We start from the raw sequence: 26906 nt of genomic DNA on the forward strand, positions 1-26906 counted from the left end.
TAACCCCGCAATTAAAATAGTGCGAAATCACAAGGCTAACAATTGTGGCAATTCATAAAAGTAGCAGAATGATTTATAAATATAAAACATAAGACAGCAATAATTATTTAGGCTTCAATCATATTAGAGTATAAATGCCATTTTAATAATTTGCCATACCTACCTTGATTCGCATTTAGGAGCCTGTTGCATGGAAGACAAAAAAGCCCTGCTGTTGGGCAGGGCTTGGATACAGGTGAGAATATTCAATAGCTTAAGCCGTCGGGATAAAAAGCTGTTGCGAGAAAAGAGCGATATGATCGTTTCCGCCAAACAAGTAACCTACCAGCGCCAGGGCTATGGCAGTGACGAGCGCAATAAGCAAAGCTGGCAGGAATCCGTCTATCTTAAAGTTTTTGACAAACAAGTCCACCAACTTAATCACAATGGCTGTCACGAAAAGGGACACGATGGCCTCGAGCAGAAAAAACGACACCAGGTTGAATATGCCTCTTAGTAGCCAGCCAATGGTGGCATTGAGCAAGCCCACCAGAAAGGCCACCCAAAGTGCTGTGCCGAAACTCTTGATGTGTACACTAGACAAGGCATAAGCCATGAGCATGATCACGGCTGCGCTTACCAATACATTGATAATAAATCCCATAGTTTTTTAGATGTTAGTATAGGGATTTACTACGACAAGCAGGCCAAATAGATAGCGATAAGTTAATTTAATCTCTGTACTCTTGTTTGAGTTTGTTCCGGTAGTTATGCTCAAATTTCATCACCTTGGGGCGGGCCACCGCCTGTACATAGGCGTCCTTCGGATTTCGGACATAATAATCCTGGTGGTATTCCTCAGCTTCCCAGAACTTATTAAATGGCTGTACCTCTGTCACGATGTTGTCCCGGTAGGTTCCGGCGACTTGGAGGCTTTTGATGTACTCCTCGATCACCTGCTTCTCCTCGGGTGTGCGGTAAAAGGCAATGGAACGGTACTGTTTGCCATAGTCAGGGCCCTGCCGGTTCAGGGTAGTCGGGTCGTGAGTGGCGAAAAAAACTTCCACCAAATCCTCAAAAGAAATTTTCTTGGGGTCATAGTAGACCTGCACCCCTTCCGCGTGATTGGTCATGCCGGCACTTACCTGCTTATACGTCGGGTTCGCCTGCTTACCGCCCGAGTAACCTGAAACAACAGCCTCTACCCCTTCCAGACGTTCAAAATAGGCCTCCGTGCACCAAAAGCACCCTCCGGCAAAAGTGGCTTTTGCAAGACCGGTGGTATCGATGGCATCCGTGGTTCCGCTGGTATATTGCAGGGAAGCACGATCTGTGCTTGCCTCTGTACAGGCGTTAAAGAAGGCAAAAAGGGATAATAGCAAAAAATTCCTATAGAGATTCATCATAGTTGCGTTGAGATTGTATAGTACGACAACATTGTTTGGCTGGATTTAGTTTGTGCGGAAGTCCACCCGGATTATCTTTGGCAAAAAGATTCCACTTGCTGCTTTACAACAACCAACTGCTCCCTGAAGATGTGTTTCGATTGCCCGATAGCAACCGGGCCTTTCAGTATGGCGATGGCTTTTTTGAAACTATTCTCGTGCAGGAAGGAAAATTGCGTTTTTGGGAGCATCACCTGCAGCGCATGCAGGAAGCGGCAACAGCCTTGCAGGTAGAGCTGCCAAACTATTTCTTTCAGCCCTCCTTTCCGTATGGTTTGCTTGCACTTGCGCATAAGCAAAGAGCCTCAGAATATGGAAGGCTTAAATTGAAGGTATGGCGGGCAGGGAAAGGCCTGTATACTCCCGAGCGCAATACGGTAGACTGGCTGGCTACAGTGCAACCAATGACCTCCGCTCCTACAGTTGCATTGCAGGTGGGTATAGGCCAGACAGTACAAACCTATCTTTCCCCGTTTTCACACTTTAAAGGCCCACAGGCGGCAATTTACATATTGGCAGGCCTGGAGAAAAAAGCCCGGCAACTCGACGATTTAATTTTGCTTGATAAGAACGGAAATGCCTCTGAGCTCATTTCAGCCAACCTGTTCTGGCTAAAATCAGATAAAATTTATACCCCTGCATTAGCAACAGGCTGTGTGCATGGTGTCATGCGCCGGGCTATAGCTGCCTGGTGCCAGCACAGTCGGGTGCCTTTTGTGGAAGAACTCGCTGGTGTGGAGCAAGTGCTAACGGCGGACCTTGTGTTTGCGGGCAACGTAACAGGCCTAAAAGCTATAGCCCAATTGGAAGAAATAACTTTACTAAGTGCCCACCCCCTGCTTGACAAATTGAGGCTAGCGCTTTTAGCTGGCAATGCAGAAAAGAACTAACTTCCTGCAAAAGCAAAATTCTCTTTCAGTAGCCATGGCCCACCCTGGTAGGCCCATAGCTGAAACCCAATCCCATACGCTGTGAAGGGCGCAAAGTCAGCTGCTAAGTCCTGCTGCAACTGCTTGGCTACTTCTCCAGGCACTTTGTTTTGCACCGTTACATGAGGCCACAACTTCTGTTTGTCTTGCGCCGTCAGTTCGGATAGCCATTGCCGCTGTAAGCTGGCATGCAGTTTTTGCAGCGCCTCGCATTCTCTTTTATAAGCCACTCCCCTGCCTATATTCCTTACCTCTGTCACAGCTAGTGTTAATGTTGGCTGCCGGGCACAAATATCCACAAGCAGCTGTCGGATGGCCTCTTCGTCATCGCCTGGCAGGTGGTGAAAGAGCGTTAAATGAGCCTGCAGGAAATTACGCGCAGCCGGAAAGTGTTCCTGCCGGAGGGCATTGAAAAACTGGAAGCTTTCCGGGTCCAGTTGCAATGTCAGGATGAGGGGAGCAGGGGTTTCCATCGTGCGTTAACTAAATATACTGAGGCATTGTTTTGGCAGCAGTACTAACTTTTAAAAATTAGACTCCGTAAAGTAAGGAAAGCGGTTAGAAACCCGCCAGATGTTGAACTGCTGCAATTTTTTGATTACAGTAACGGGGAAGTTTTACATCAGTTACACGCAGTGCAGCTGCATAACTTAGTATTTGGCCGGTCTAACACCAGCGTCAAATCTCATACCTTTCAGCGAAAACCTTCTAGTTTTCACGCTGCCTGATTGCCAATCTACACACACATCCAGGATTACCTCATTTTTCATTACTCACTTTAAACATGTTTTCTATGAGGAAAATTTACGTGTGTGCTGGCCTGTTCATAGGCAGCATGATGTTAAACGAAACTGCTGTTGCACAGCAGCAAGTCCCGGTAAGGGGCAGGTCAGAAAACGCGCAAGCTGCGCCTACCTTTGTGCAGTTCAGCGAGCACAAAAAAGCGCCTTTCAGGGCAGAGCAGGCAAGTACTGTCCTCAGCAAGTACCTGGAGCTATCTGAAAAATCAGAGCTGAAATCCCAGCGAAAAGAGAGAGATGCTCAGGGGTTGGTGCATGAGCGTTTTGCCCAATACCACCAGGGAATCCGTGTGGAGTATGGCGTCTACAACGTCCACAGTAAAAACGGCACGGTACAGGCCATCAATGGCGAGGCGAAGAAAATCGGTCACATCGAAACGCAGCCGGCATTAAAGGAACGAGCCGCCTTACAACGCGCACTCGATTTTGTAGGGGCTACAACCTATATGTGGGAAGTACCGGAACAGGAAGCCTGGATAAAGAAACAGGAGCAGAACCCTAAAGCCACTTTTTACCCGCAAGGCGAGTTAGTGATCGTGGAGAATTACCTGCAGCCGTCCAAAGACCGGTCAAACCCCTTTGTTTTAGCTTGGAAGTATAATATTTATGCCCAGGAGCCTTTGAGCCGCAGCTATGTGTATGTAGATGCACATACAGGCAAGGTGGTGCACCAGGACGCGATCATCAAGCATGCCGCGGTAGCTGCCACTGCAGCCACACGCTACAGTGGCAACCAAACCATCACCACGGATAGCAACGCAGGCAGCTACCGCCTGCGCGACTTTTCCAGGGGGAGCGGCATCGAAACCTACAACTGCAAAACAGGCACGAACTATAACACCGCTACCGACTTTACGGACGCCGACAACAACTGGACAGCCGCGGAGTACAACAACACTGCAAAGGACAACGCGGGCCTGGATGCGCATTGGGCTGCCCAGATGACGTATGATTACTTTAAGAACCGGCACAACCGTAACAGCTACGACAATGCCGGTACCAAGATCAAAAGCTACGTGCATTATGACAAGAGCTATGAAAACGCCTTCTGGAATGGTTCTGTGATGACGTATGGGGATGGTGCCGCCCGCTTCGATGCCCTGACCAGCCTGGACGTAGGAGCCCATGAGATTGGCCACGCCGTGTGTTCCAGCACAGCCAACCTAGTGTACAGCAACGAATCCGGGGCCCTGAACGAAGGACTTTCGGATATATGGGGAGCAGCCGTGGAGCAGTTTGCCGCACCAAATAAGTCTATCTGGCTGATCGGTGAGGACATCGACAAGCAGCGTCCTTCACTCCGCTCCATGAGCAACCCAAAGGCCGAAAACCAGCCGGACACTTATAAAGGAACCTACTGGTATACCGGCACCGGCGACAATGGAGGCGTGCACACCAACAGCGGCGTCCTGAACCACTGGTTCTACATCCTGTCGGTAGGCAAATCGGGCACAAACGACCTGGGGGCGAGCTACAATGTGAGTGGCATAGGCATAGCTGATGCGGCCAACATCGTTTACCGCATGGAAACGGTATACCTCACGGCTAACTCAGGGTATAACGATGCCCGCACGTATGCCATACAATCTGCCACAGACCTTTATGGCGCAGGTTCCAGCCAGGTCATCCAGACCACCAATGCCTGGCACGCGGTAGGTGTAGGCGGCAAATTTGGAGAGATCTCTTATTGCGCCTCACAGGGCAACAGCACCGCCGATGAGTGGATCGCAAAAGTACAGGTCGGCAGCTTCTCCAATACTTCGGGGGCAGCAGGCTATTCTGATTTCACGGGCACTATCATCTCTTTAAACACAGGAGCCGCTTATACCCTCACCTTCACACCGGGTTATAAGGCCACCGCCTATAATGAGTACTGGAAAGCATGGATCGACTATAACAAGGACGGCGACTTTGACGATGCCGGGGAACTCGTGTTTGATGCCGGTGCGCTAAGTAAAACAGCGGTATCGGGAAACTTCACGGTTTCCGCCACAGCCAGCGGCAGCACCCGCATGCGGGTTTCCATGAAATACAACGGTGCGCAGACAGCTTGCGAGACATTCAGCTACGGCGAAGTGGAAGATTATACCGTGAACTTTGTGGGTACAACCGCCTGTGCTGCGCCATCGGGCTTGGCAACATCCAACGTAACCTCTTCCGCGGCCACGCTATCGTGGGGAGCAGTGTCGGGTGCGAGCAGTTACAGTGTACGCTACCGTGCTGCCGGCACCACCACCTGGACCACAAACAGTGTTAGCAGCGCCAGCTATACCGCCTCCGGACTGACACCTTCTACCGGGTATGAGTTTCAGGTAAGCAGCACCTGCAGCAGCGGGTCCTCAGCCTATAGCACCTCTCATGCTTTTACCACCGCTGCAGGAAGTACTTCGCCCGTATATTGTACCTCCAAAGGCTCGAATGCATCTTATGAGTGGATCGACCTAGTACAGTTTGGCGGATTTACAAACACCTCCGGGAGCGACGGGGGGTATAAAGACAACACCAACCTAACGGGCAACGTGGTGCTGGGGAGCTCCAACACGATTTATATCAGCGCAGGATTTGTCAGTACGGCTTATACCGAGTACTGGAAAGTATACATTGACTTTAACCAGGATGGAGACTTCAGCGACACTGGAGAACAAGTTGTTTCTGGCTCGTCCTCAAGCAGTGGTACACTAAGCGCAACATTCACCGTCCCATCGACTGCCAAATTGGGTAAAACGCGCATGCGGGTTTCCATGAAATACAATGCATCGCAAACAGCCTGCGAGACGTTTGGCTACGGAGAGGTAGAAGACTACAGCGTGAATATCACCAACACACTGACGGCTAGCGCAACGGCAGCCAGCACACAGCAGGGCACGCCGCTCGGCCATGAAGCTACAGAGCAGCTGAGGGTATACCCGAACCCTGCCAGCAGCACGCTGTCGGTATCAGCACCATCGGTTAACGGAACGGCCAGCATTCGCAGCATGACCGGAGCCGTGTTGATGCGAAGATCCGTTCAGGCAGGCAGAACGCAGCTGGACATATCGGCACTGCCTGCAGGAATATACCTGCTGGAAATGCACGATGGCCAGAAAATCCTGCAGCAGCGATTTATAAAACAATAGCATTCATACAACCCTCAAGCAAAACACCCTCGGCAAACTCTATGCGTCGAGGGTGTTTTGCTTTGAATACCTTTTGTTTATTAAAATTTAGCCGACAACAGGAAATAAAGCTTAATCACCGCAAATGGTGTGTGCAGGTGTCATCTTTTAGTAATTCGGTTTACATTTGTGATGATCGTTAACACAGGCATCGGTAGAAGCAGCATCAGAAAATGCTTTGCCGGCACATTTCAGCATCCTCATGAATATCAGCATCATCGGGCTTGGACTATTGGGCGGCTCATTTGCCCTTGGGTTAAAGCAAAGCGGCATACCCGTTAAACTCACCGGAGTAGACAACAACACAGCGCATGCCGAAGAAGCCTTAACCATGCAACTGGTGGAACAAGTCATGCCTTTAGAAGAAGCGGTAGCCTCAGCTGACGTCGTGGTGTTAGCCACGCCCGTAAACGCGATCCTAAACCTGCTGCCTCAGCTGCTGGATATTCTACCGGAAAACGCCGTTCTGATGGACTTTGGCTCTACCAAGGAAGAAATATGCAAAGCAGTTGAAGGGCACCCCCGCCGACAGCAGTTCGTGGCCATGCACCCCATTGCCGGTACCGAATACTCCGGCCCATCAGCCGCCTTGCCGGACCTATTGCTGGAAAAGACCATGATCATCTGTGAGAAGGAAAAATCATCGGCCCATGCCCTGGAGCTTGCCGAGCAGCTTTGCATGGCCCTGCGCATGCACTTGCGCTACATGCCTGCCGCCGCCCATGACCTGCATTTTGCCTATGTTTCCCATCTCAGCCATATAAGTTCTTTTGCCTTAGGCTTAACTGTGCTCGACAAAGAGAAAAACGAGAAAAACATCTTCGATATGGCGGGTAGCGGCTTCTCCTCTACTGTCCGGCTGGCCAAAAGCTCCCCGCAGATGTGGGGGCCTATCTTCAGCCAGAACCGCCAGCATGTGTCTGAAGCCCTGGCGGGTTATATTGCGCAATTGCAGCAGTTCAAAGACGCTATCGACAGCCAGGACGAGGAAAAAACAAAGGCTCTGATGGCCAAAGCAAACGAAATTAAGCGGATCCTCGGTTAACAGACTCCCCTGCTTTTGGTGTTTAGAGTATCATTCTCGACAGGCTTGCGTATATTTGTAGCTACAAGTATTCTGAAAATTTAAAATACATAACATGGAATCATTAGCAGGAAAAGTAGCACTGGTAACTGGGGCCGGAAAAGGCATAGGGCGGGCCATAGCCGTGGCGCTGGCTAAAGAAGGTGTTCATGTAGGCGTTATGGCACGCACAGAGAGCCAGTTGGAAGAAGTGGCCAACGAAATAAGAGCCTTGGGTGTGAAAGCCTCCGTGGTTACAGCCGATGTGGCCGACATGGACGCGGTCAATAAAGCAGCCGCAAAAGTTAAACAAGAGTTGGGGCCAGTCGATATACTCATCAACAACGCTGGTACAGGGTCTTTCGGGAAGTTTATGGAGCTGGAGCCAGCACAGTGGGAAAATATAATTCGGGTGAACCTGCTGGGGGTATACTATACCACCCGCGCCGTATTGCCAGACATGATTGAACGCAGCACCGGCGACATCATCAACATCTCCTCTACGGCGGGGCAACGCGGCGCAGCACTCACCAGCGCTTACAGTGCCTCAAAATTTGGGGTGATGGGACTAACCGAATCGCTGATGCAAGAAGTGCGCAAGCATAACATCCGCGTAACTGCCCTGACGCCAAGCACCGTCGTGACCGAACTGGCCTATGACAATAACCTAATTGGTGGCGACCCGGAGCGGGTGATGCAACCAGAAGATCTGGCCGAATATATTGTAGGCCAGCTGAAGCTGAACCGCCGCATCTTTATCAAAGAAGCCGGTATGTGGTCTACGAATCCTTAAGTAGTTTTCAGGTTAATTTAAGTAGGATGGCAGGCAACGCGGTGTGCTGGCTATCCGGAAAACCCGTAAAGTAAAAAGGGAAGCGTACTGAACGCTTCCCTTTTTACTTTGCCATAGATACCCTATTTTCGATCGCTGTGCCCAAGCGGTCTGTCAGGGGCGATCTGGTCACGGATCAGTTGCTTTAGCTCCTTGGACTCCGGAAAGCGGCCTTCTTCCTTCCTGGAAAATAGCAGCACGCCATCCAAATGTACATCGAACACGCCGCCTGTGCCCGGCAGCAGGGCAACCTCCCCTATCTCCTGCTCGAAGGTAGTCAACAGTTCCTGCGCCATCCAGGCGGCCCGCATCAGCCAGCGGCACTGGGTACAGTAATTAATTTCTACGCGTGGTGTTGCCATCGTTCTTTATTTTACCGCAGGCACTGTAGTGGTTCTGCCACTACGGCCTTTTACATCAAATACTTTCAGCTTTACTGTGCCGTTGGCAGGCACAGGGGCCGAATACTGTTTACTACTAGCAGTTGGTTCGCTTCCATCGGTTGTGTACCTGATCACTAAGCCGGGCAGTTGCACATTGGCCAGCACCATGCCATTCTCTACCTTAGCACCCGCCGTCGGAATCCGATACGCGTAGCCGCCTCCATAATACGAAAGGCGCGGAAGCTCGCGCTTGCCCAACACATTCACGAACTCCGACCAGGCCTTGTTATAAGAGGCTTCGCTTTTAGCCAGGTTATTCTCCCTGGCCCAGGCAGGGTCAGGTGACCAGGCACGCTCAGCCAGGCCCAGCAATTTGGGTAGCAGCATGTATTCCAGGCGCTCCGGTGTTAAAACCGTCTCACTCCAGAGCGGTGCCTGCAGCCCGACAATGTTTTTCTTGCCTGCTTCTGTTAATTTTTCCATACCCGCAAAAGCAGCCGGGTTAATGGGTTTGTTATCGGTATCCACCTTCAGGTTCTTCGTGTAATCGAATGGGATAAAGTAGAACGGCTTATCTACATCCAGGTAACCGCCCCAGTTCAGGCCGGGCTCTTCGAATGATTTCTGATAGGCAAGGTCCAGGTACAGGTTCGTGACATTGGTTAGCACAACCTTATACCCCGCGTTTGCCATCCGGTAAGCCAGGTCGATGTTACTGCCCAGGTTGTTCCATACATCCACATGAAAATTCTCACCAGCAAACGCAGGGTTGGCCTTATACACCGTCTTGCCGTTTTCCTTTACTTTCTTCAGGCCGATCTCCTCCCAGCCTGACAGGTATAAATTCCGCTGCTTCAGCATGTCATTTAGCTTCCCAAAAAAATAGTACCACAAATCATCCGTGCTGTTTACTTTACTGTTGCTAGCCATGAGAGCCTGCACCGCCGGCGACTTCTCCCATACCCCCGGTGGCACCTCGTCACCACCAAAGTGGATAGTTTGAATGGGTGCTCCAGCCTCCTTGTACATGGCCAGAAGTTCGTCCGTCACTTTTTCCAGGAAGTAATAGGTCGATGGCTGGGCCACGTCAATCACGTTGTCGTTCCAGTGTTGCACCGAGCGGTAAACGGATTTGTCTTCCAGGTCGCGCAACAGATAGCGCTTGGCCTCTTCCGGCTTGTTCTCCTGCATCAATCGCTTATACCGGGCGTCCATGGCTTTGATCGCGGCGCGTGCGTGGCCGGGTGTCTCTATTTCAGGGATCACGCTGATGTGGCGGTCCGTGGCGTATTTTAATATCTCAACATAGTCGGCTCTAGAGTAATATCCGCTGCCGCTGGAGGCATTCGTGGCAGGGCCGGAGCCCAAGGCTGCCTGCAAGTTCTCGCTCTCGTCGAGGGTATGGCCGCGCTTGCTGCTTAGGTCGGTTAGCTCAGGAAGCCCCGGAATCTCAATGCGCCACCCTTCATCATCGTTCAGGTGAAAGTGCAACACGTTGAGTTTATAGAGCGCCATCAGGTCCAGCACTTTCAGCACCTGCTCCTTCTTCTGGAAGTTGCGTGCCACGTCCATCATAAAGGCGCGGTGGCCAAAGCGCGGGGCATCGCTCACGTTGAGGCCGGGTAGCGTAACGGACTGCTGCCGGGAAGCCAGCGCATCAGGTGGAAAAAGCACCTTCACCGATTGCACCCCATAAAACATACCTGCAGGGGTGGTAGCGGCAATAACAATGCCCTGAGGTCCAACCTCCAACTCGTAAGCCTCCGGGGCCAAACCTTGCTTTTGCTGTAACCGAATGGCCTGGCCTGTGCCAGTGCTTTGCATTTTGGGCTGTGACCCGAACACCTGGCCCAGGTAAGCAGCTAGCATGGTGGCTTCCCGCTGAAACAAGGGCTCCACCACGATTGGGGTTGCCTGCGTTAGGGTGAAACTGCTGTTCGTTTCGGTATACTGTGCCGGGGTCGGGAATATTTTGGTCAGGTTTTGGGCCGGAATATCCTGGGTTACTTTGTTTTGCTCGAAAATCTCCGCTGCTGCAATCCAGCCTACGGCGTTTTTTGCTGGCTTTTTTACGGCTACTTTTCCAAGCGGGTGGCCTTTGTCATTGGCGCTGTCCCAGACCAGGAAAAAGCCACCGGGTACCTGCCACTCATTTATCAACTGCCCACGCGACACGATGTCGATGGATTGGCTACCACCGGCAGGAACCGCCCGGAAGGCTTGCGTCGGGGTCATGCGCAGCAGGTCGCCGTTCACATGCTCAATCTTCACCTGTGGCTTATCGCCGGCTGGTTTCAACGACGGGGATGCGTTGAAATACATTGTCCACCCGGTTGCCGGGAGAGAAGCCTCGCTATTATTTTGAAAAGTGATCCGGGTGAGCGTCTGGGGTTTTTGCTGATACTGGTGCTCAAGAACTTCAATGGCCAGGTCGAGTTTGCCTGGGTTGAACTGACTCGTTGAGCTAGACCGATCAGTTTGCCCGGATTGCCCGGACTGGCTACAGGCGGAGGCAAGCGCCAAAACAAAGCAAAGGCATGTAAGGAAAGTGTTTTTTAGCATAGTTTTCTGCAAAATGTAACGAAGCGTTTTTGTGAATAGTCTTCTACGTTAAAAGGACTGAACATCCCTACAAGCTATGAAAAATCAGCATATATTAAAAGGGTAAATACCTGTTCCCGAAAGCATTTAGAGGTAGCACGTATAAAAGTGCGTTTCAGCGGAAAAATAGCTCCGTGGCATCTCTTTCAGCACCTATCTTATTTTAGGCCAACCTTTTACTGGTTTAAACATATATACCTTTAAAACAATTGGCTATAACCTCCCCCCATGAAACCAAAAAAAGAACCAATGCTACAGCACAAAGACCGCCGGGAATTCCTGAAGGGCATATCACTGGCCCTGGGCACCACCGCACTCGGCCTGCCGCTCCTCTCCTTTAGTTCCTGCCAGCAATCCAACCCGGAGAACACAGCACAGGCATCAGCAGAGCAAGAAGGCGGTCAGCCCCGGAAAAAGCTCGGTATAGCCTTGGTGGGGTTGGGCGGATACAGTACCGGGCAATTGGCTCCCGCACTGCAGGAAACCGAAAATTGCTATCTGGCGGGCATCGTGACAGGCACCCCCTCTAAGGCGGAAACCTGGAAGAAGAAGTACAACATCCCGGAAAAGAACGTCTACAATTACCAGAATTTTGATAGCATCAAGAATAACCCGGACATCGACATTGTGTATGTGGTGTTACCCAATGGCATGCACGCCGAATACACGGTACGGGCCGCGCAGGCAGGCAAGCATGTCATCAGCGAAAAACCAATGGCTACGACAGTGGCGGATTGCCAGCGCATGATCGATGCCTGTAACCAGAACAACGTGAAGCTCTCGATTGGGTACCGCCTGCACTTCGAGCCCTATAACCAACGCGTGATGGAGTTGGGTCAGGAAAAGGTCTTCGGTCCTGTGCAGACAATCAGCTCTGCCAACAGCTTTGTGATCGGGAACCCGGATGTATGGCGCCTGGACCAGGAGTTGGCAGGCGGCGGCCCGCTAATGGACATGGGCATTTACTGCGTGCAGGGTGCCTGCTATACCACCGGCGAAACGCCCACGGCCGTGACAGCTAAGTTCGGGGAAGTCACGCGCCCTGAGTTCTTCGACGAGGTGGAGCAGTCCATCGACTGGACCATGCATTTCCCGAGTGGTGCCACTGCCTCTTGCTCGACCAGCTATAACAAAAACGAAGGCTTCCTACGCGGTGAGGCCGCCAACGGCTGGTGGGAACTCCGGCCCTCTTATGCTTATGGCGGATTGGATGGCGAGACCAGCCAGGGCGACATGGACTACCCGCAGGTGAACCAACAGGCTTTGCAGATGGACGATTTTGCAGCCTGTATCCAAAACGACCGTCAAACGCGCGTGCCGGGTGAAATGGGTATGCGGGATGTGAAGATCATAATGGCCATTTACGAGGCTGCCCGCACAGGCAAAAAAGTGCAGGTATAAACAAGAACGGCCGGAGCATAAACTCCGGCCGTTCTTGTTTGCATGTATGTTTTACTGGTTCGGATACCAGTTTTTCAACCTGACCTCAATGTTCTTCTTCTTCTCGTTTACCTGCTTTTTGAATGATTCCACATCGCTCAGTCCGTTCTTTCCGCGGTAGTGGTATGGGTAAATTATTTTCGGTTTAAAGTCCAGGGTGGTGCTGGCCGCCTGATCCACATCCATGGTATAAGGCAGGTTCATCGACAGGAAGGCCACATCAATATTTTTCAGTTTCCTCACTTCCGGCACGCCTTCCGTATCCCCGGATATATACACGTTCTTGTTTCCGAAGCGCAGCACATAGCCGTTTCCACGCCCTTTAGTATGCATCGCGTCGGCGCTTTCAGGCAGGTTATACATCGGCACACCATTGATTGAGATACCAGCCAGGGTAATTTCTTCTCCGTTCCTCACAATTACGGTCTGAGCCTGATACTTCTCCGGGAGCTTATCAGCGACAGCCTGCGGCACAACCAGTTTTGCCCCTTGAGTAGGCAGTGCATCCAGCGTCTTAGCGTCCATATGGTCCCCGTGAATGTCCGTGATCAGAATCATGTCTGGTTTCGCCATGCCTGAAAATGCCTCAGCGCCTCCTGTGGGATCCACGTAAATGGTTTTGTTGTCCCATTTCAGCACCATCGTGGCATGCGCGATGGGCTGCACGGTCAGTTCTCCTTTGTTAGTTTTGATTTGGTCCGGAGTGGCCAGTTGCGCAAATGCCTGCATGGTAAACATGGCTGCCAGGGCTGTTGCCATTACTCTTAGTTTCATAGGTTTTCGTATTGGTCGTAGCCTACATAACTAAAAGACGCACAAAAGGTTTCCGGGCTAAACGGCCACCGGAGCTTTTATGCCAGGGTGCGGATTGTAATTCACCAATTCAAAATCCGCATACGTGAACGCAAAGATATCTTGCACTGCCGGGTTGATCCTCATCTGTGGCAACGGCCGCGGCTCCCGGGTCAGTTGCAGTTGCGCCTGCTCCAGGTGGTTTAGATAAAGGTGCGTATCACCGCCTGTCCAGATAAATTCACCGGGCTGCAATCCCGTTACCTGGGCCATCATCAGCACCAACAGTGCGTATGAGGCGATGTTGAAGGGCACGCCCAGAAACACGTCGGCAGAGCGCTGGTAAAGCTGGCAGGAGAGCTTGCCCTCGGCTACATAGAACTGGTAAAAGGCGTGGCAGGGCGGCAACTTCATGTGCGCTATCTCGGCCACGTTCCAGGCACTGACAATGATGCGGCGCGAGTCAGGGTTGGTCTTAAGTTGATTGACTACCTGCTCGATCTGGTCGATGTGGCGGCCATCCGGGGTTGGCCAGCTGCGCCACTGCGACCCGTATACCGGGCCCAGGTCACCGTTCTCATCAGCCCACTCATCCCAGATGCTGACGCCGTTTTCCTTTAGGTAAGCAATGTTGGTATCGCCCTTCAGGAACCAGAGCAGCTCGTGCAGGATAGACTTAAGGTGCACCTTTTTAGTAGTAACCATAGGAAACCCCTCCGCCAGGTCGAAGCGCATCTGGTGGCCAAAAATACTCAGCGTGCCGGTACCGGTTCTATCCTCCTTCTTCACTCCGTGGTCCAGAATGTGCTGCATCAAATCCAGGTATTGCTTCATGGGCGTATGTATGGCTAAGGTTCTTTGCTCAAAGATAAAATGATTTGCCTTACGGTCAAGTGCCAACCCGCAATCAAATGCCGTGTTTGGCAGGCACAAGTTGGGTTGATGAAGGTATAAACATTTCATTTTGAACCGTGTTGTATCTTTGCGCTTAAAATTATAGTTCCACTACCTGCAATTTATAGCCTTACCTTGTATCTCAAAAAATCCAGTATCCTGTTGCTGCTGCTGATCGGTGTGCTTACGGCCTGCAGCGTATACTTTGCCTCGCGCCTCCGGTTTGATTACAATTTCGATAACTTCTTCCCGAAAGGAGACCCGGACCTGGCCTACTTCTTCAGCTACCGCGATAAATTCGGAAACGACAACGACTACATCCTGATCGGGCTGGAAAACGAGCGGAGCGTCTTTGACCGGGACTTCCTGACGCGCGTCGATAGCCTGACCAGCTTTATGCAGCGCCAACCCCACGTAGAGGCGGTGCTCTCTCCTACCACCGTAAAAAGCCCGGTTATTGAGCAGTTCGGTTACTTTGAGATCCCCTACCTGCATCCCGACGAACCAGAGCGGTATAGCCAGGACTCCCTCAATATCTACAGTTCTAAGGAATTGGTAGGAACGCTGTTCTCACCGGATGCCCGGTCGGTCTCGCTATTTGTACAGACCACCGACAACCTGAGCAAAGAGGCCAGTGACACCCTGATGGCTGCCCTGAGCACAAAGCTGGCTGACCTGGACCTGTCGGAGGCGCACATTGCCGGAAAGGCCCTGGCGCAATCTGTTTTTGTGGAGAAGATGAAGGTCGAGCTGGCCATGTTCATGTCCGCCTCGATGCTGCTGGTCATTATCTTCCTCTGGATCACATTCAGGACCGCCTGGGGCGTACTGGTGCCGCTGGTGGTCGTGCTGCTCTCGGTGGTATGGGCGATGGGCGTGATGGGGCTCTTTGACAAGCCCATCGACATCATGACCATACTCCTGCCCACCATCCTGTTTGTAGTCGGCATGTCAGATGTCATCCATATCCTCTCACGCTACATCACCGAGGTGGGACAGGGAATGGAGAAGGTGCCCGCTTTGAAGGTAACCATCCGGGAGGTAGGCTTAGCCACTTTCCTGACCTCGTTGACGACCGCCATCGGCTTCCTTACGCTACTCACCACGGCTATTGTGCCCATCCGTAATTTTGGGTTGTATACCGCCATTGCTATCGGCCTGGCCTATGTGCTGGCCTTTACAGTGTTGCCTGCCATCCTGCTGCTGATCAAAAAACCAAACCCTGTGCGGGCGAGGAAAGTAGACTTCTCGTGGCCCATTTTGCTGCGGCGCATGTTCCGGGTGGTGCTTGTTCATCCGAAGGCAATCCTGGCTGTGAGTGCTGCCATTACCGTTGTCAGCCTTGTTGGCATCAGCCTGATAAAGGTGGACACCACGCTGCTGGAGGACCTGGGGGACGATGACCCTATTTTAAAGGACTTCCAGTATTTTGAGGATAACTTCTCGGGGGTGCGGCCTTTCGAGTTGCACTTGATAGCAGCGGAGGGCCATACCATGTATGACTTGAAGGTGCTGGAAGAGATCGATGAACTGGAGACTTACCTGACAAACTCATACGGGCTGAACTTCATCTCCTCCCCGGCTACAGTGGTGAAAACCATCCATCGGGCGCAGAACGGCGGCTTGCAGGATTTCTATACCCTCCCGAAAGACAACCGTGAGATGCAGCGGGTAAAACAGCGGCTACAAGCCTTTCGCAAACGCAGTGAGCTCCGCAGCCTCGTGACAGCGGATGCATCAGAAGGGCGGCTAACCGGCAAGATGAACGACATCGGCAGTGCCGCAGCTACCATCCAAAACGACTCCCTGCGCAGCTTTATCAACCAGCAGATCGATCCTCAGTTGCTCCGAACCCGCATTACGGGCAGCTCGGTGCTGATGGACAAAAACAACGAATACGTGACCAGCAACATGCTGCAGGGCCTGTTGATTGCCTTTTTTGTGATTGCGGTATTGGTCGGTTTGATCTTCAAATCCTTGAAAATGGTGATCATCTCCCTTATACCGAACATGATTCCGCTCCTGATGATCGGGGGGCTGATGGGCTTTATGGGCGTGCACCTGACTGTCTCGATATCCATCATCTTCACCATCGCCTTTGGTATTGCCGTGGATGACACCATCCACTTCCTGAGCAAGCTGAAACTGGAGCTGATGGCCGGAAAGACCCTGCCATACGCCGTCAAGCGCACGTTCATCTCTGCGGGGAAGGCCATCATCATTACCTCCTGTATCCTGATTGCCGGTTTCCTGACGCTGGTTTTGTCCACTTTCGATGCCACCTACTATGTAGGCTTGTTCGTGAGCCTGACGCTGTGCTTTGCCGTGGTGGCCGACCTATACCTCCTGCCTGTGCTGATACTGGCCTTTTACAGGCCCCGGGGAAAATAAATGCAGCGCTTTTGCAATAGGTTGGCGATATTTGCATTTAATAAGGAATAATTTAGGAGAGAGCGCATGAAGAAACTTTTGATGCTGGCCTTGTGCTGCCTGTGGTTTGCAGGGGCGCAGGCACAACAACCGGATAAGCTGGCCGACCTGATGAACGAGCGCGAGCAGTTGGTGATGGAGTATCAGTTCTACAACCAGCAGAACAGCAACTTCTGGGGAAAAAAGTCGAAGAACGACCTGATCAATATCATCCAGACCCTCAAAAAGATCATCAACACCGACTCAGACCTGATAGCCGCCATCAAGGAGGCAAGCATTAAAAAGGTAGCCGAGAGCACCGTAGAGAGTCAGCGGGAAGGCAAGATCACGATAGAGGACCAGCGCATCATCAAAGCGCAGATGGCCGAGCTGCAAAGCCAGATCAAGATGCTGCAGACGAACATCAAAAAGCGCGAACGCACTATCAACGACCTGGAGTTGCAATTGAGCGATACGGCCGAACTGCGGTATGGCAAGGACAAGGTGATCTCGATCCTGGCTGTGGCTGCCTTTATCCTGCTGCTGTATGCTGTGGTACTACAGATCAGGCTGAACAATGTCAGCAAAAAAGCTCCCCGTAAAAAGGCCGCGAAGTAAGCGCCTGGCAGGTTTGTGCTGAACTGAATCTTTAGGGGCCATCACTATGTTATGTTGTTGTAACAGCAAAAGGATGATTCGGACCTCCGGGGAGGTATAAATTATTAATTCAGACAAGGCTGGAGTTTTATACCAGCCTTTCTTTTTGAGAGAAAATGAGCGAGATATTATATGAACTGAAGCAGGTGCAGGAGCTCCTGAAGTTGGAGCAAGAAGAGGACCGGCAACAGTATAAAATCAAAAGCCTGAAAAGCACCATTACCGAGCGGAAGGCCATGGGCTTTTGCTGGTACCCGGTGAGCATTGTAAAAGAAGAAATCGGCTTTGGCAACAAGGTCGTGCTGGAACTGGAGCGCACCAAAGACCGCGACCAGCTGCACCTTTTCCAGACGGGCAAGGCGGCGGCACTTTTCAGCAACAACGGCGAGCGCCAGAACCTGAATGGTGTGATCGTGGGCCTGCGCCGCAACAAGGTGCTGTTGGCCACCAACAAAGAAGACCTCCCGGAGTGGATCGACGATGGCCGCCTGGGCATCGACCTGACCTTTGACGAGATGAGCTACCGCGAGATGGAGATCGCGATGAAGAAGGTGCTGGATGCGCATAAAACCCGGCTAGCAGAACTGCGCGATATCCTGCTGGGCGACGTGCCGCCACGTTTCACAGACGAGGAAGTACAAGTCATCCCGACACTGAACCCTTCTCAAAATGAGGCTGTGCGCAAAATTGTGCAGGCCAGGGATGTAGCGATCATACATGGCCCTCCGGGAACGGGTAAAACCACCACCCTGGTGCAGGCCATCTTAACATCGCTACAAACCCAAAAACGGCTGCTGGTCACCGCGCCCTCCAACACTGCGGTGGACCTGCTTACCGAAAAACTTGCCAACGAAGGCGTGAACGTGATCCGTATCGGAAATCCGTCCCGCGTATCGGACGTGCTTTTGGAGCACACCCTGGACGCCCAGATTATGGGGCACCGTTCTTATAAGAGCCTGAAAGACTACCGAAAGACCGCGGAAGAGTACAGGCGCATGGCCTTTCAGCACAAGCGCAAGTTTGGGTTTGAGGAACGAGCACAGCGGCAGTTCTTCAAAGCCGAAAGCAAGCGTTTGCTCGATGAGGCAGACCGTGTGGAAGAATACATCACCGAGGACTTACTGAACCATGTGCAGGTGATCACCTGTACGCTGGTGGGGGCAGCCAACAAGGCTATCCGCCACCTGGAGTACGACACCGTGTTTATCGACGAGGCTGCCCAGGCCCTGGAGCCCGCCTGCTGGATACCCATTAGCCGGGCTAAGCGCGTGGTGCTTGCCGGCGACCATTTCCAGTTACCACCTACCGTCAAATCGTTTGAAGCCGAAAAAGGCGGTCTCACCAAAACGCTTTTCGAGAAATGCATCGAGCGGCAACCGGGGGTGGCGGTGATGCTGAAGACCCAGTACCGCATGCACCACCATATCATGGAGTTCTCGAACCAGCAGTTTTATCAGGGGGCCCTGGAGGCGCATCACAGCGTGCACGGCACTGACCTGCACCAGTATGACCCGCATTTCGCTTCTGGGCTTGCGGTGGAGTTTATAGATACTGCAGGCTGTGGCTATAACGAAGTGGATACGCCGGAAAGCTCGAGTTCGGCCAACCCGGATGAGGCAGACCTGCTCCTGAACCACCTGGCCCTGCTCCTCCGCGACTACGCCCATGAAAAAGACGGACAAGAGCCGCTCCGGATCGGGGTGATCGCACCGTACCGCGCCCAGATCAACTACCTGCAAGACCGCGTGGAGCACATGGACCAACTGCATGATCTGAAGCAAAAGCGGCTGCTCTCCGTTGGCACCGTGGACAGCTTCCAGGGCCAGGAGCGGGATATCATCTACATTAGCATGACCCGGAGCAATGAAAAAGGGGAAATAGGCTTCCTGGCTGACATCCGGCGCATGAACGTGGCCATGACGCGTGCCAAGAAGAAACTGGTGATTGTGGGTGACAGTGCCACCTTGAGTCATCATCCATATTACGCCGCTTTCCTTACCTATGTGGAGGGTATAAACGCCTACAGAAGCGCCTGGGAGTTAACGGAATGCATGCCTTAATAAGTCTTACAACATGTTTCGGAGAGGCCTTTTCTGCCGCTTTCGCGTGGATATTTAGTGTATAAAGTGTATCTTTAAGATATTCACTTGTATAACCCACTCAAAAAATAAAACATGAAGATTGAGAAGAACAAAGTGGTCACGCTCACCTACGAGCTGCGCATTCAGGACGAGAACGGTGAGCCAAGCCTGATCGAGACTGCCAACGAGGAACAACCTATGGTGTTCATCTACGGCATGAGCGGTTTGCCAGGCCAGTTTGAAGACAATCTGGATGGGTTAAGCACCGGCGAAATATTCGACTTTAAACTTGACACGCAGGACGGGTACGGCGACTACAACGAGGAAGCCGTGGTTGACCTCCCAAAAAACGTGTTTGAGGTAGAAGGCACTGTGCCTGAGAATATGCTGGAAGAGGGCAACTACATCCCGATGACAGATAGTGAGGGGAACCAGCTGCAAGGTAAAATAATGAGTATTGGAGAGGATACCGTAACCATGGACTTCAACCATCCGCTGGCCGGAAAAGAGCTTTTCTTTAAAGGCAAAGTGGAGCAGGTGCGTGAAGCTACCCAGGAAGAGCTTGACCATGGCCACGTGCATGGCGAGGGCGGTCATCAGCACTAAGTTAGTCAAGAACACACCAAACAAAAGAGGAGCAACCGGTTAGGCTGCTCCTCTTTTGTTTGGTGCAAAATTTCAATTTAGAGGGCCGATTTGGCCTCAGCCACATAGGCCCTCAATTCCGGGAAGAACCGCTCAAACTCAGCGGCATAGAGGGTATAGTTTCTTTGTAACTCCTCCCCTGCTGTTTCCATACCACTGGCAAAGGAAGCCCGACGGCTGATCCCTGTAAGCGCCTGCCCGATCCCGCTTAGTTCGGCATAAGAATGCAGCCAGTTGTCGCGTTGCATGTACCGAAACATATGCAGCACCTGCGCTGGCAAGTGCGCCTCGTATCGTTGAATGACCGCGTAGGTCTGCTGGGTATACGGCAAAAGCGGCTGCTCGGAATACACATTAAAATTAGCGGCCAGGAAATGGTCATAATACATGTCTGCTACTACAGGGGCATATTTGCGGTAGATACCCCGCAGCCTGGCCTTTGACTCTGCTACAACAGGATGTGTGTCGGTATAACTATCGATCAGGCGGTGCAGCCGAATACCGCGGGCAATGCCGGGAGAAAACTGGTCTACCTGTTTGCCTTTCACTGCATCTGCAATGAAGTTTCCGACCAACAGCTCCTCCTCATCGCCGGATAAAAAGATATGTGCGAGAAAATTCAAGGATAATTAAATTTAATAAAACTGGGGCAGGCCCCAAATGTTCAAAACGGTTTTCAGAGGCCAACCTGCGCAGCGATTGGAATAAACCCTAGGCCATACCCTGCGTAACTTATAGCTGAACAGAATTAATAAAGCTATGAATAACGACTCAAATAAGAAGGAAAACTTAGAAAAACTAATTAGCCTGATCAAGGATATAAAGACGGCAATGCTCACCACCCTGGACGATGACAACTGCCTGCGCAGCCGCCCGATGCGCGCCATGGAAGTGAAGCCCGATGGTACGCTCTGGTTTTTTACGGCTTACCAGTCGGGCAAAACCCACGACATTAATCACGATTCACATGTCAATGTGAGCTATGCGGAGCCGGAAGACGAGCATTATGTGTCTATCTCAGGAAAGGCGCAGGTACTCCGCGATCAGCAGAAGATAGATGAGCTATGGAATCCGGCGATGAAGACCTGGTTCCCCAAAGGAAAAGACGACCCGAATATCGGGCTGATCAAGGTAACCATTGACAAAGCAGAATACTGGGATGCTCCTAACAGCACCATGATTCACTTATACGGTATGGTAAAAGCCGCCCTCACGGGTGAAAGCCCGGATGCAGGTGAAAACAAAAAGATAAACATGTAAGCTGCATTAAAGCCATTTTTAAAGAGCACCAGTCGAACATTTTGTGTTAGCTGGTGTTTTTTTTATACCCACGCCGGTATTTGGTCCGCTGTATTAAATTCTATATTTGCGACAGCTGACCATTTATTTAATCAACTTAGATTATACCCTTGCAACCTACCCCAATACAACCCGCAGTTGCTGCCCGCCTGACCACGCTCACCCTATTTGGCTTGCAATCCGGGCAAGTCCGGTGGGGGCTGGCACAGATGGGCATCGCCCCGAAGCAGTTGCAGCAAGTGCCTGGGCTTTTGTTTTTCAAAATGCTGGGGTCTGGGCAAGGCTTAAGTTTTAGCCTGATGCCCAATTTAAGGCGCTATGGCCTCTTGTGCACCTGGGCATCAGAAGCAGCGGCGGATGCATTTTTGTCAGGTTCGCAGTTTATACATACCTACCAGCAGCACGCGCAGGAAACCTGGACGGTAAATCTCCAGCCGATCCAGGCGCATGGCCTGTGGGACGGCCAGCAACCCTTTACCCCTTTAGCGGCTCAGCCAGGCACAGATGGTCCTCTGGCAGTGCTCACGCGGGCCAGCGTGAACTGGCTGCGTATTCCGGCGTTCTGTCGGTATGGCTTGCGCACGAGTAAAACGTTGGCTGAGGCTGAGGGCTTGTACTGCTCCATTGGTTTAGGGGAGTTGCCATTTATCCGGCAGGCGACCTTCAGTGTATGGGAATCCGTCGAAGCGATGAAGCAGTTTGCTTACCGCGACCCACAGCACCAGGAAGTGATGCGAAGAACCCGGGCTGAGAACTGGTATAGCGAGGAGCTCTTTGCCCGTTTTATACCTATCAGCTCAGCCGGAACCTGGAACGGGCATGACCCTTTAGCCCAGGCTTTGCCACAGCAGGCTCAATGGTGATGATTGCTGCGGTTGTTGATTTCCTCTAGCAGGTCTAACTGAATCTGCTGTATCTCCATCAAATACTGGTTCTGGTGCACGATCAGGTGATCGATTTTCTCATGCAGCAGCCTGATTTCCAATTCCGCTTTCAGGTTCACTTTATAGTCGTGCTCCGAGCGCTGCCGGTCCTTGGCCTCCTTCCTGTTCTGGCTCATCATAATAATGGGCGCCTGTATGGCGGCCAGACAGGAAAGAATGAGGTTGAGTAAAATGAAGGGATATGGATCGAATGGCCTGGTGCTCAGGAAAATGACGTTAACGATCATCCAAAGCAGTAAAAATCCAAAGAAAATCAGAATAAAGCGCCAGCTACCTCCAAAACGGGCAATATGATCAGCCATCCGGTCGCCTAAGGGTACATTTTCGGCCATCGACTCCTCAATGTTGCTGGCCACCAGTTCCTGTTCCGTTATGCTCTTCAGTACCTCTTCTTCCACCAAAGTCAACTCGCCGACTTCCCGTACCAAAAGCTGCTCGAGGTATTTCTTCCGGTACTGGCTAAGCTTTTCAAGACTTATATAGCCTGATTCCTCAAAATCGGGGTAGTCTATCCGAATCAAATCCAGGATACTTTTACGGATGCTGGTTCCCGGAACCAGCATCCGCATGGGCAGGTGCCTTTTGGTAACCTGGCACACGCCATTTTGCACAAGGTGTTTTCGCATGGGCGGCAGCTTGATTGTCCTTAAGTTACTCCGAATGCATCACATTTGCACGAGAAATTTCTGTAGTTGTAAAGCCGGGGGCTAATCGTTGTGCTGCGCGTTTATTTTCTCTAGCGCTAGTTGCAGGTGTGCCGCCATGCCGTCGTAAGGGCGGTAGCCCCGGCTTAGCAAATGTATTTTCGTACCGTTGAGGAGGTAAAGGCTCGGAAAGGCGTTGGCCTGCAAATGACGGGCGATCGTAAAATCCTGCCGGGTTTTCTCCTTCATCTCTTCAGAGTTGAACCTGTCCAGAAATGCATCCTCGGCTACCCCGAACTGTGAGGCCACAGCTGCCAGCACCTCCCCCCTCGTCACATCCTGGTTTTTCGCGTAGAAGGCGCTTTGAACGGCCGAGGCCATCTCAAATTCTGCCTCAGGCTTCAGGTAGCGCATGGTGACCACAGCGCGGCAGGATGGCTCGGTGTCATACACGAATCCCTCCCGGCCGAAGAAGCTATAGTCAATCGGCTGACCCGAAATCTTCTCCACCTCCTGCCAATGGTGCCGAATGCTTTCTTTCATCTCCTCTTCTAGGGGTTTCTCGGTGCCGGGGCGCAAACCGCCCAAAACCAGCTTAAACTGCATCCTGTCTTGCTGCGCTTCCATTAGTTGCTTAAAGACCGGGGCAAACCCATAGCACCACGAGCACATCGGGTCCATCACATAAATCAGGTGCAGTACGTCCAGTAAATCATGCTTCTTTTCCATTCGCTGCTTATTTGTTTACACAAAGGTAGGCTATTTTCTTTTTGCTGCGGGCTAGCCCCTCTCCTACCTTTTACTCGATTCGGGGGCGCTGAAGCTTAAACAATCCCCAATTATTAATTAACTTAGCGCTTTAACAAAGTCTACCGAATTCAGCAATAACCAATGTCAGAGTATAATTTCAGCCAGATTGAAAAAGAGTGGCAGCGCTATTGGGAAGAAAACAAAACGTTTAAGGCTTCCGCGAACAGCAGCAAACCAAAGTATTATGCCATGGATATGTTCCCATACCCATCTGGCGCCGGACTGCATGTAGGGCATCCGCTCGGCTATATCGCCTCTGATATTGTCAGCCGCTACAAGCGACTGAAAGGGTATAACGTGCTGCACCCTATGGGCTTCGACTCCTTCGGGTTGCCAGCCGAGCAGTATGCTATTCAGACAGGGCAGCACCCGGCTATCACAACCGAGGAGAACATCCGGCGCTATGTGGAGCAGCTGAAAAACCTTGGCTTCTCCTTTGACTGGGATTTGGAAGTACGCACCTCTGACCCAAGCTACTACAAGTGGACGCAGTGGATCTTCATGCAGTTGTTTAATAGTTATTATAACCTGGCAACGGACAAGGCAGAATCCATCGACAACCTGGTGGAGGAATTCGCACAGCGCGGAAACTCAGCAATCAAAGCTGCCTGCGATGAGGAAACACCCGCTTTCTCGGCTGAAGAGTGGAATAGCTGGAATGAGCAGCAGCAGTCTGAAATGCTGCTGAAGTACCGCCTGACCTATGTGGCTGAAGCCGTGGTAAACTGGTGCCCTGCCTTAGGAACTGTGTTGGCAAACGACGAGGTGAAAGACGGCGTGTCTGAGCGCGGCGGCTATCCGGTGGAGCGCAAACTGATGCGCCAGTGGATGATGCGCATCACGGCCTATGCCGAGCGTTTATTACAAGGCCTGCAAGACATTGACTGGCCGGAACCAGTGAAGGAAATGCAGCGCAACTGGATCGGAAAATCCATCGGCGCTGAGATGGCCTTTCAGGTCGAGAATTCGGCTGATAAAATAAAAGTATTTACCACGCGCCTCGATACAGTGTACGGGGTGACTTTTCTGGTGCTGGCCCCTGAGCACGAGCTGGTAACTAAAATAACCACAGCGGAGCAGCGCGATACCGTGGAAGCCTATGTGCAGGTAGCCAAAAACCGTTCGGAGCGCGAGCGCATGACAGATGTGAAAACCATCTCGGGCGCTTTTACCGGCACCTACGCTATTAACCCGTTTAGCAACGAGAAAATACCGGTATATATCGCTGACTATGTGCTGGCAGGGTATGGCACCGGGGCCGTTATGGCCGTTCCTTCCGGCGACCAGCGCGACTGGAACTTCGCTACTCATTTTAACTTGCCAATCGTGCAGATTCTGGATGGGCAGAAGGAGATAGAAACGCAGGCAGACGCCACCAAGGAAGGGCGTTACATTAACTCCGGCATGATTGACGGCCTGACCTATGAAGAGGCCATGCCGAAACTGGTGCAGTTCCTGGAAGCGAACGCAGCAGGTAAAGCCAAGGTGAATTTCAGGATGCGGGATGCGGTGTTCAGCCGTCAGCGCTACTGGGGTGAGCCAGTGCCGGTTTACTTCAAAGACGGCATCCCGCACCTGATCAAGGAAAGTGAACTGCCCTTGGAGCTTCCTAAAATTGACGCTTACCTGCCTACCGAAACCGGAGAGCCGCCGCTTGGCCGCGCCGTGGATTGGAAATACGAAGAACAGTATGGGTATGAGCTAAGTACCATGCCGGGTTGGGCAGGCTCCAGTTGGTATTGGTACCGCTACATGGATCCTCAAAACAAGGAAGCCTTTGCCAGCCAGGAGGCCATTGAATACTGGCGCGATGTGGATTTATACATAGGCGGCTCTGAGCATGCCACTGGGCATTTGCTCTACTCCCGGTTCTGGAACAAATTCTTGTATGACCTTGGGTTGGTCGCAGCTCAAGAGCCGTTCAAGAAGCTGATCAACCAGGGTATGATCCAGGGGCGGTCTAACTTTGTGTACCGCGTAAAGGATAGCAACACTTTCGTGTCTTTTGGGTTGAAGGAGCAATATGATACCACCGCCCTGCACGTGGACGTGAACATCGTGGACAATGACCTGCTGGACATTGAGGCATTCCGTAACTGGCGCTCAGAGTACAAAGACGCTGAATTTGTGCTGGAGGACGGCAAATACGTTTGCGGCGTTGAGATTGAGAAGATGTCGAAGTCGAAGTACAATGTGGTGAACCCTGATGACATTGTAGAGCGCCAGGGTGCTGACACGCTGCGCATGTATGAAATGTTCCTGGGACCACTGGAGCAGTTTAAGCCTTGGAATACCAATGGTATGGATGGCGTGCTCAAGTTCCTCAAAAAATTCTGGAAGCTGTTCCACGACAACAACGGCAATTCCGCACTTTCTGAGGAAGCTCCTACCAAGGAAGAACTGAAAGTGCTGCATAAAACAATCCGCAAGGTAGAAGAGGATATAGAGCGTTTTTCTTTTAACACCTCCGTATCAACCTTTATGATCTGTGTGAATGAACTAACGCAGCTTAAGTGCAACAAGCGCGCAATTTTGGAGCCGCTTACCATTATTCTTTCGCCTTATGCCCCGCACATCACCGAAGAGGTATGGCATAAGAAACTAAACCACCAGGACAGTATCAGTTTCGCTACTTACCCGCAATGGAATGAGGAGTACCTAGTCGAGAACACTTTTGAATACCCGGTCTCCATTAACGGAAAGGTGCGCACCAAAATGGCTTTTGCCATAGATACGCCACGAGAGGAAATGGAGCAAGCTGTACTGCAGGACGAGCAGGTCCTCAGGTTCTCAGAGGGTAAGGCCCCGAAGAAAATTATCATCGTACCGAACAAAATCATTAACCTGGTAGTATAAAATCTATTCCATTTTACCAGCTAATGTGCAAAGTCGAAAAGGCGTATACCTTTTCGACTTTGCTTTGTATGCCTTAAAAGAAAAAAGGGACAGCGAATCTGATCGCTGTCCCTTTTCTCTTATTATGTCCCGTCCTGAAATAGGTTGACACTAAACACAACCTTATATGGAAAAAGGGGAAGAGAAAAAAAGCAAGCGTACTCAGTGCGACTATACCCTGGGCTTTAAGTTAGCTGTAGTAGCCCAGG

At 51.6% G+C, this 26906-nt stretch carries 22 protein-coding genes; 12 read left to right on the forward strand and 10 right to left on the reverse strand.

The window, feature by feature from the left end; genetic code table 11:
• Nucleotides 1-253: 253 nt before the first annotated feature.
• Together ACXYMU_RS08220 and msrA are read right to left on the reverse strand one after the other, a co-directional pair.
• Complete coding sequence (locus ACXYMU_RS08220) at nt 254-643, reverse strand: phage holin family protein (RefSeq protein ID WP_458985883.1); 390 nt, start codon at nt 641-643, stop codon at nt 254-256.
• A 67-nt stretch (nt 644-710) separates the two neighbouring features.
• Entirely contained in the window at nt 711-1361 is a 651-nt protein-coding gene (gene msrA / locus ACXYMU_RS08225) for a peptide-methionine (S)-S-oxide reductase MsrA (RefSeq protein ID WP_458985884.1), read from the reverse strand.
• Between the two features lie 101 nt (nt 1362-1462).
• On the opposite strand from msrA, the gene ACXYMU_RS08230 reads away from it, so the two are divergent.
• Entirely contained in the window at nt 1463-2314 is an 852-nt protein-coding gene (locus ACXYMU_RS08230) for an aminotransferase class IV (protein WP_458985885.1), read from the forward strand.
• Here the strand turns inward: ACXYMU_RS08230 and ACXYMU_RS08235 are convergent.
• A complete protein-coding gene (locus ACXYMU_RS08235; protein ID WP_458985886.1) occupies nt 2311-2826 on the reverse strand; it encodes a 2'-5' RNA ligase family protein in 516 nt (171 codons plus the stop codon). The genes ACXYMU_RS08230 and ACXYMU_RS08235 overlap by 4 nt on opposite strands.
• A 320-nt stretch (nt 2827-3146) precedes the next feature.
• On the opposite strand from ACXYMU_RS08235, the gene ACXYMU_RS08240 reads away from it, so the two are divergent.
• The 3 genes from ACXYMU_RS08240 to ACXYMU_RS08250 all read left to right on the forward strand — a co-directional run bounded on the left by ACXYMU_RS08240 (nt 3147) and on the right by ACXYMU_RS08250 (nt 8164).
• Nucleotides 3147-6269: a M4 family metallopeptidase gene (locus ACXYMU_RS08240; RefSeq protein WP_458985887.1), complete on the forward strand. Its 3123-nt coding sequence runs from the start codon at nt 3147-3149 to the stop codon at nt 6267-6269.
• A gap of 241 nt (nt 6270-6510) precedes the next feature.
• Complete coding sequence (locus tag ACXYMU_RS08245; RefSeq protein ID WP_458985888.1) at nt 6511-7353, forward strand: prephenate dehydrogenase; 843 nt, start codon at nt 6511-6513, stop codon at nt 7351-7353.
• Nucleotides 7354-7447: 94 nt separating this feature from the next.
• The gene (locus ACXYMU_RS08250; protein ID WP_458985889.1) at nt 7448-8164 is read left to right on the forward strand and encodes a 3-ketoacyl-ACP reductase; all 717 of its coding nucleotides are present in this window, start codon (nt 7448-7450) and stop codon (nt 8162-8164) included.
• Between the two features lie 122 nt (nt 8165-8286).
• Here ACXYMU_RS08250 and ACXYMU_RS08255 read toward each other — a convergent pair whose 3' ends face one another.
• Complete coding sequence (locus ACXYMU_RS08255) at nt 8287-8565, reverse strand: Rdx family protein (RefSeq protein WP_458985890.1); 279 nt, start codon at nt 8563-8565, stop codon at nt 8287-8289.
• Nucleotides 8566-8571: 6 nt separating this feature from the next.
• Nucleotides 8572-11148: a family 20 glycosylhydrolase gene (locus ACXYMU_RS08260; protein WP_458985891.1), complete on the reverse strand. Its 2577-nt coding sequence runs from the start codon at nt 11146-11148 to the stop codon at nt 8572-8574.
• A gap of 267 nt (nt 11149-11415) precedes the next feature.
• On the opposite strand from ACXYMU_RS08260, the gene ACXYMU_RS08265 reads away from it, so the two are divergent.
• A complete protein-coding gene (locus tag ACXYMU_RS08265) occupies nt 11416-12588 on the forward strand; it encodes a Gfo/Idh/MocA family protein (protein ID WP_458985892.1) in 1173 nt (390 codons plus the stop codon).
• Nucleotides 12589-12639: 51 nt separating this feature from the next.
• On the opposite strand, the gene ACXYMU_RS08270 is transcribed toward ACXYMU_RS08265, so the two are convergent.
• Complete coding sequence (locus ACXYMU_RS08270; protein WP_458985893.1) at nt 12640-13401, reverse strand: MBL fold metallo-hydrolase; 762 nt, start codon at nt 13399-13401, stop codon at nt 12640-12642.
• 57 nt (nt 13402-13458) lie between these two features.
• Nucleotides 13459-14253: a thymidylate synthase gene (locus ACXYMU_RS08275; protein ID WP_458985894.1), complete on the reverse strand. Its 795-nt coding sequence runs from the start codon at nt 14251-14253 to the stop codon at nt 13459-13461.
• Nucleotides 14254-14448: 195 nt separating this feature from the next.
• On the opposite strand from ACXYMU_RS08275, the gene ACXYMU_RS08280 reads away from it, so the two are divergent.
• The 4 genes from ACXYMU_RS08280 (at nt 14449) to ACXYMU_RS08295 (ending at nt 20066) form a co-directional block, all read left to right on the forward strand.
• Nucleotides 14449-16704: an efflux RND transporter permease subunit gene (locus ACXYMU_RS08280; RefSeq protein WP_458985895.1), complete on the forward strand. Its 2256-nt coding sequence runs from the start codon at nt 14449-14451 to the stop codon at nt 16702-16704.
• A gap of 66 nt (nt 16705-16770) precedes the next feature.
• Nucleotides 16771-17340, forward strand: a complete 570-nt coding sequence (locus ACXYMU_RS08285) for a hypothetical protein (RefSeq protein ID WP_458985896.1) — start codon at nt 16771-16773, stop codon at nt 17338-17340.
• A gap of 155 nt (nt 17341-17495) precedes the next feature.
• Complete coding sequence (locus tag ACXYMU_RS08290) at nt 17496-19439, forward strand: AAA domain-containing protein (RefSeq protein WP_458985897.1); 1944 nt, start codon at nt 17496-17498, stop codon at nt 19437-19439.
• A gap of 114 nt (nt 19440-19553) precedes the next feature.
• Nucleotides 19554-20066 (forward strand): FKBP-type peptidyl-prolyl cis-trans isomerase, encoded by a 513-nt coding sequence (locus ACXYMU_RS08295; protein ID WP_458985898.1) that lies wholly within the window; start codon nt 19554-19556, stop codon nt 20064-20066.
• Nucleotides 20067-20143: 77 nt separating this feature from the next.
• Here the strand turns inward: ACXYMU_RS08295 and ACXYMU_RS08300 are convergent, their stop codons facing one another.
• Nucleotides 20144-20728 (reverse strand): acyl carrier protein phosphodiesterase, encoded by a 585-nt coding sequence (locus ACXYMU_RS08300; protein WP_458985899.1) that lies wholly within the window; start codon nt 20726-20728, stop codon nt 20144-20146.
• Nucleotides 20729-20864: 136 nt separating this feature from the next.
• On the opposite strand from ACXYMU_RS08300, the gene ACXYMU_RS08305 reads away from it, so the two are divergent.
• The gene (locus tag ACXYMU_RS08305; RefSeq protein WP_458985900.1) at nt 20865-21365 is read left to right on the forward strand and encodes a pyridoxamine 5'-phosphate oxidase family protein; all 501 of its coding nucleotides are present in this window, start codon (nt 20865-20867) and stop codon (nt 21363-21365) included.
• A gap of 149 nt (nt 21366-21514) precedes the next feature.
• The gene (locus ACXYMU_RS08310) at nt 21515-22267 is read left to right on the forward strand and encodes a DUF3291 domain-containing protein (protein WP_458985901.1); all 753 of its coding nucleotides are present in this window, start codon (nt 21515-21517) and stop codon (nt 22265-22267) included.
• Here the strand turns inward: ACXYMU_RS08310 and ACXYMU_RS08315 are convergent.
• A complete protein-coding gene (locus ACXYMU_RS08315) occupies nt 22258-22974 on the reverse strand; it encodes a DUF1003 domain-containing protein (RefSeq protein WP_458985902.1) in 717 nt (238 codons plus the stop codon). The genes ACXYMU_RS08310 and ACXYMU_RS08315 overlap by 10 nt on opposite strands.
• Nucleotides 22975-23055: 81 nt before the next feature.
• Nucleotides 23056-23721, reverse strand: coding sequence for a DsbA family protein (locus tag ACXYMU_RS08320; RefSeq protein ID WP_458985903.1), 666 nt, complete (start codon nt 23719-23721; stop codon nt 23056-23058).
• A 162-nt stretch (nt 23722-23883) separates the two neighbouring features.
• Between ACXYMU_RS08320 and leuS the strand changes: the two genes are divergently transcribed.
• Complete coding sequence (gene leuS / locus ACXYMU_RS08325; RefSeq protein ID WP_458985904.1) at nt 23884-26658, forward strand: leucine--tRNA ligase; 2775 nt, start codon at nt 23884-23886, stop codon at nt 26656-26658.
• The last annotated feature ends 248 nt before the right edge of the window (nt 26659-26906 follow it).

Source organism: Pontibacter sp. CAU 1760 (assembly GCF_054482735.1).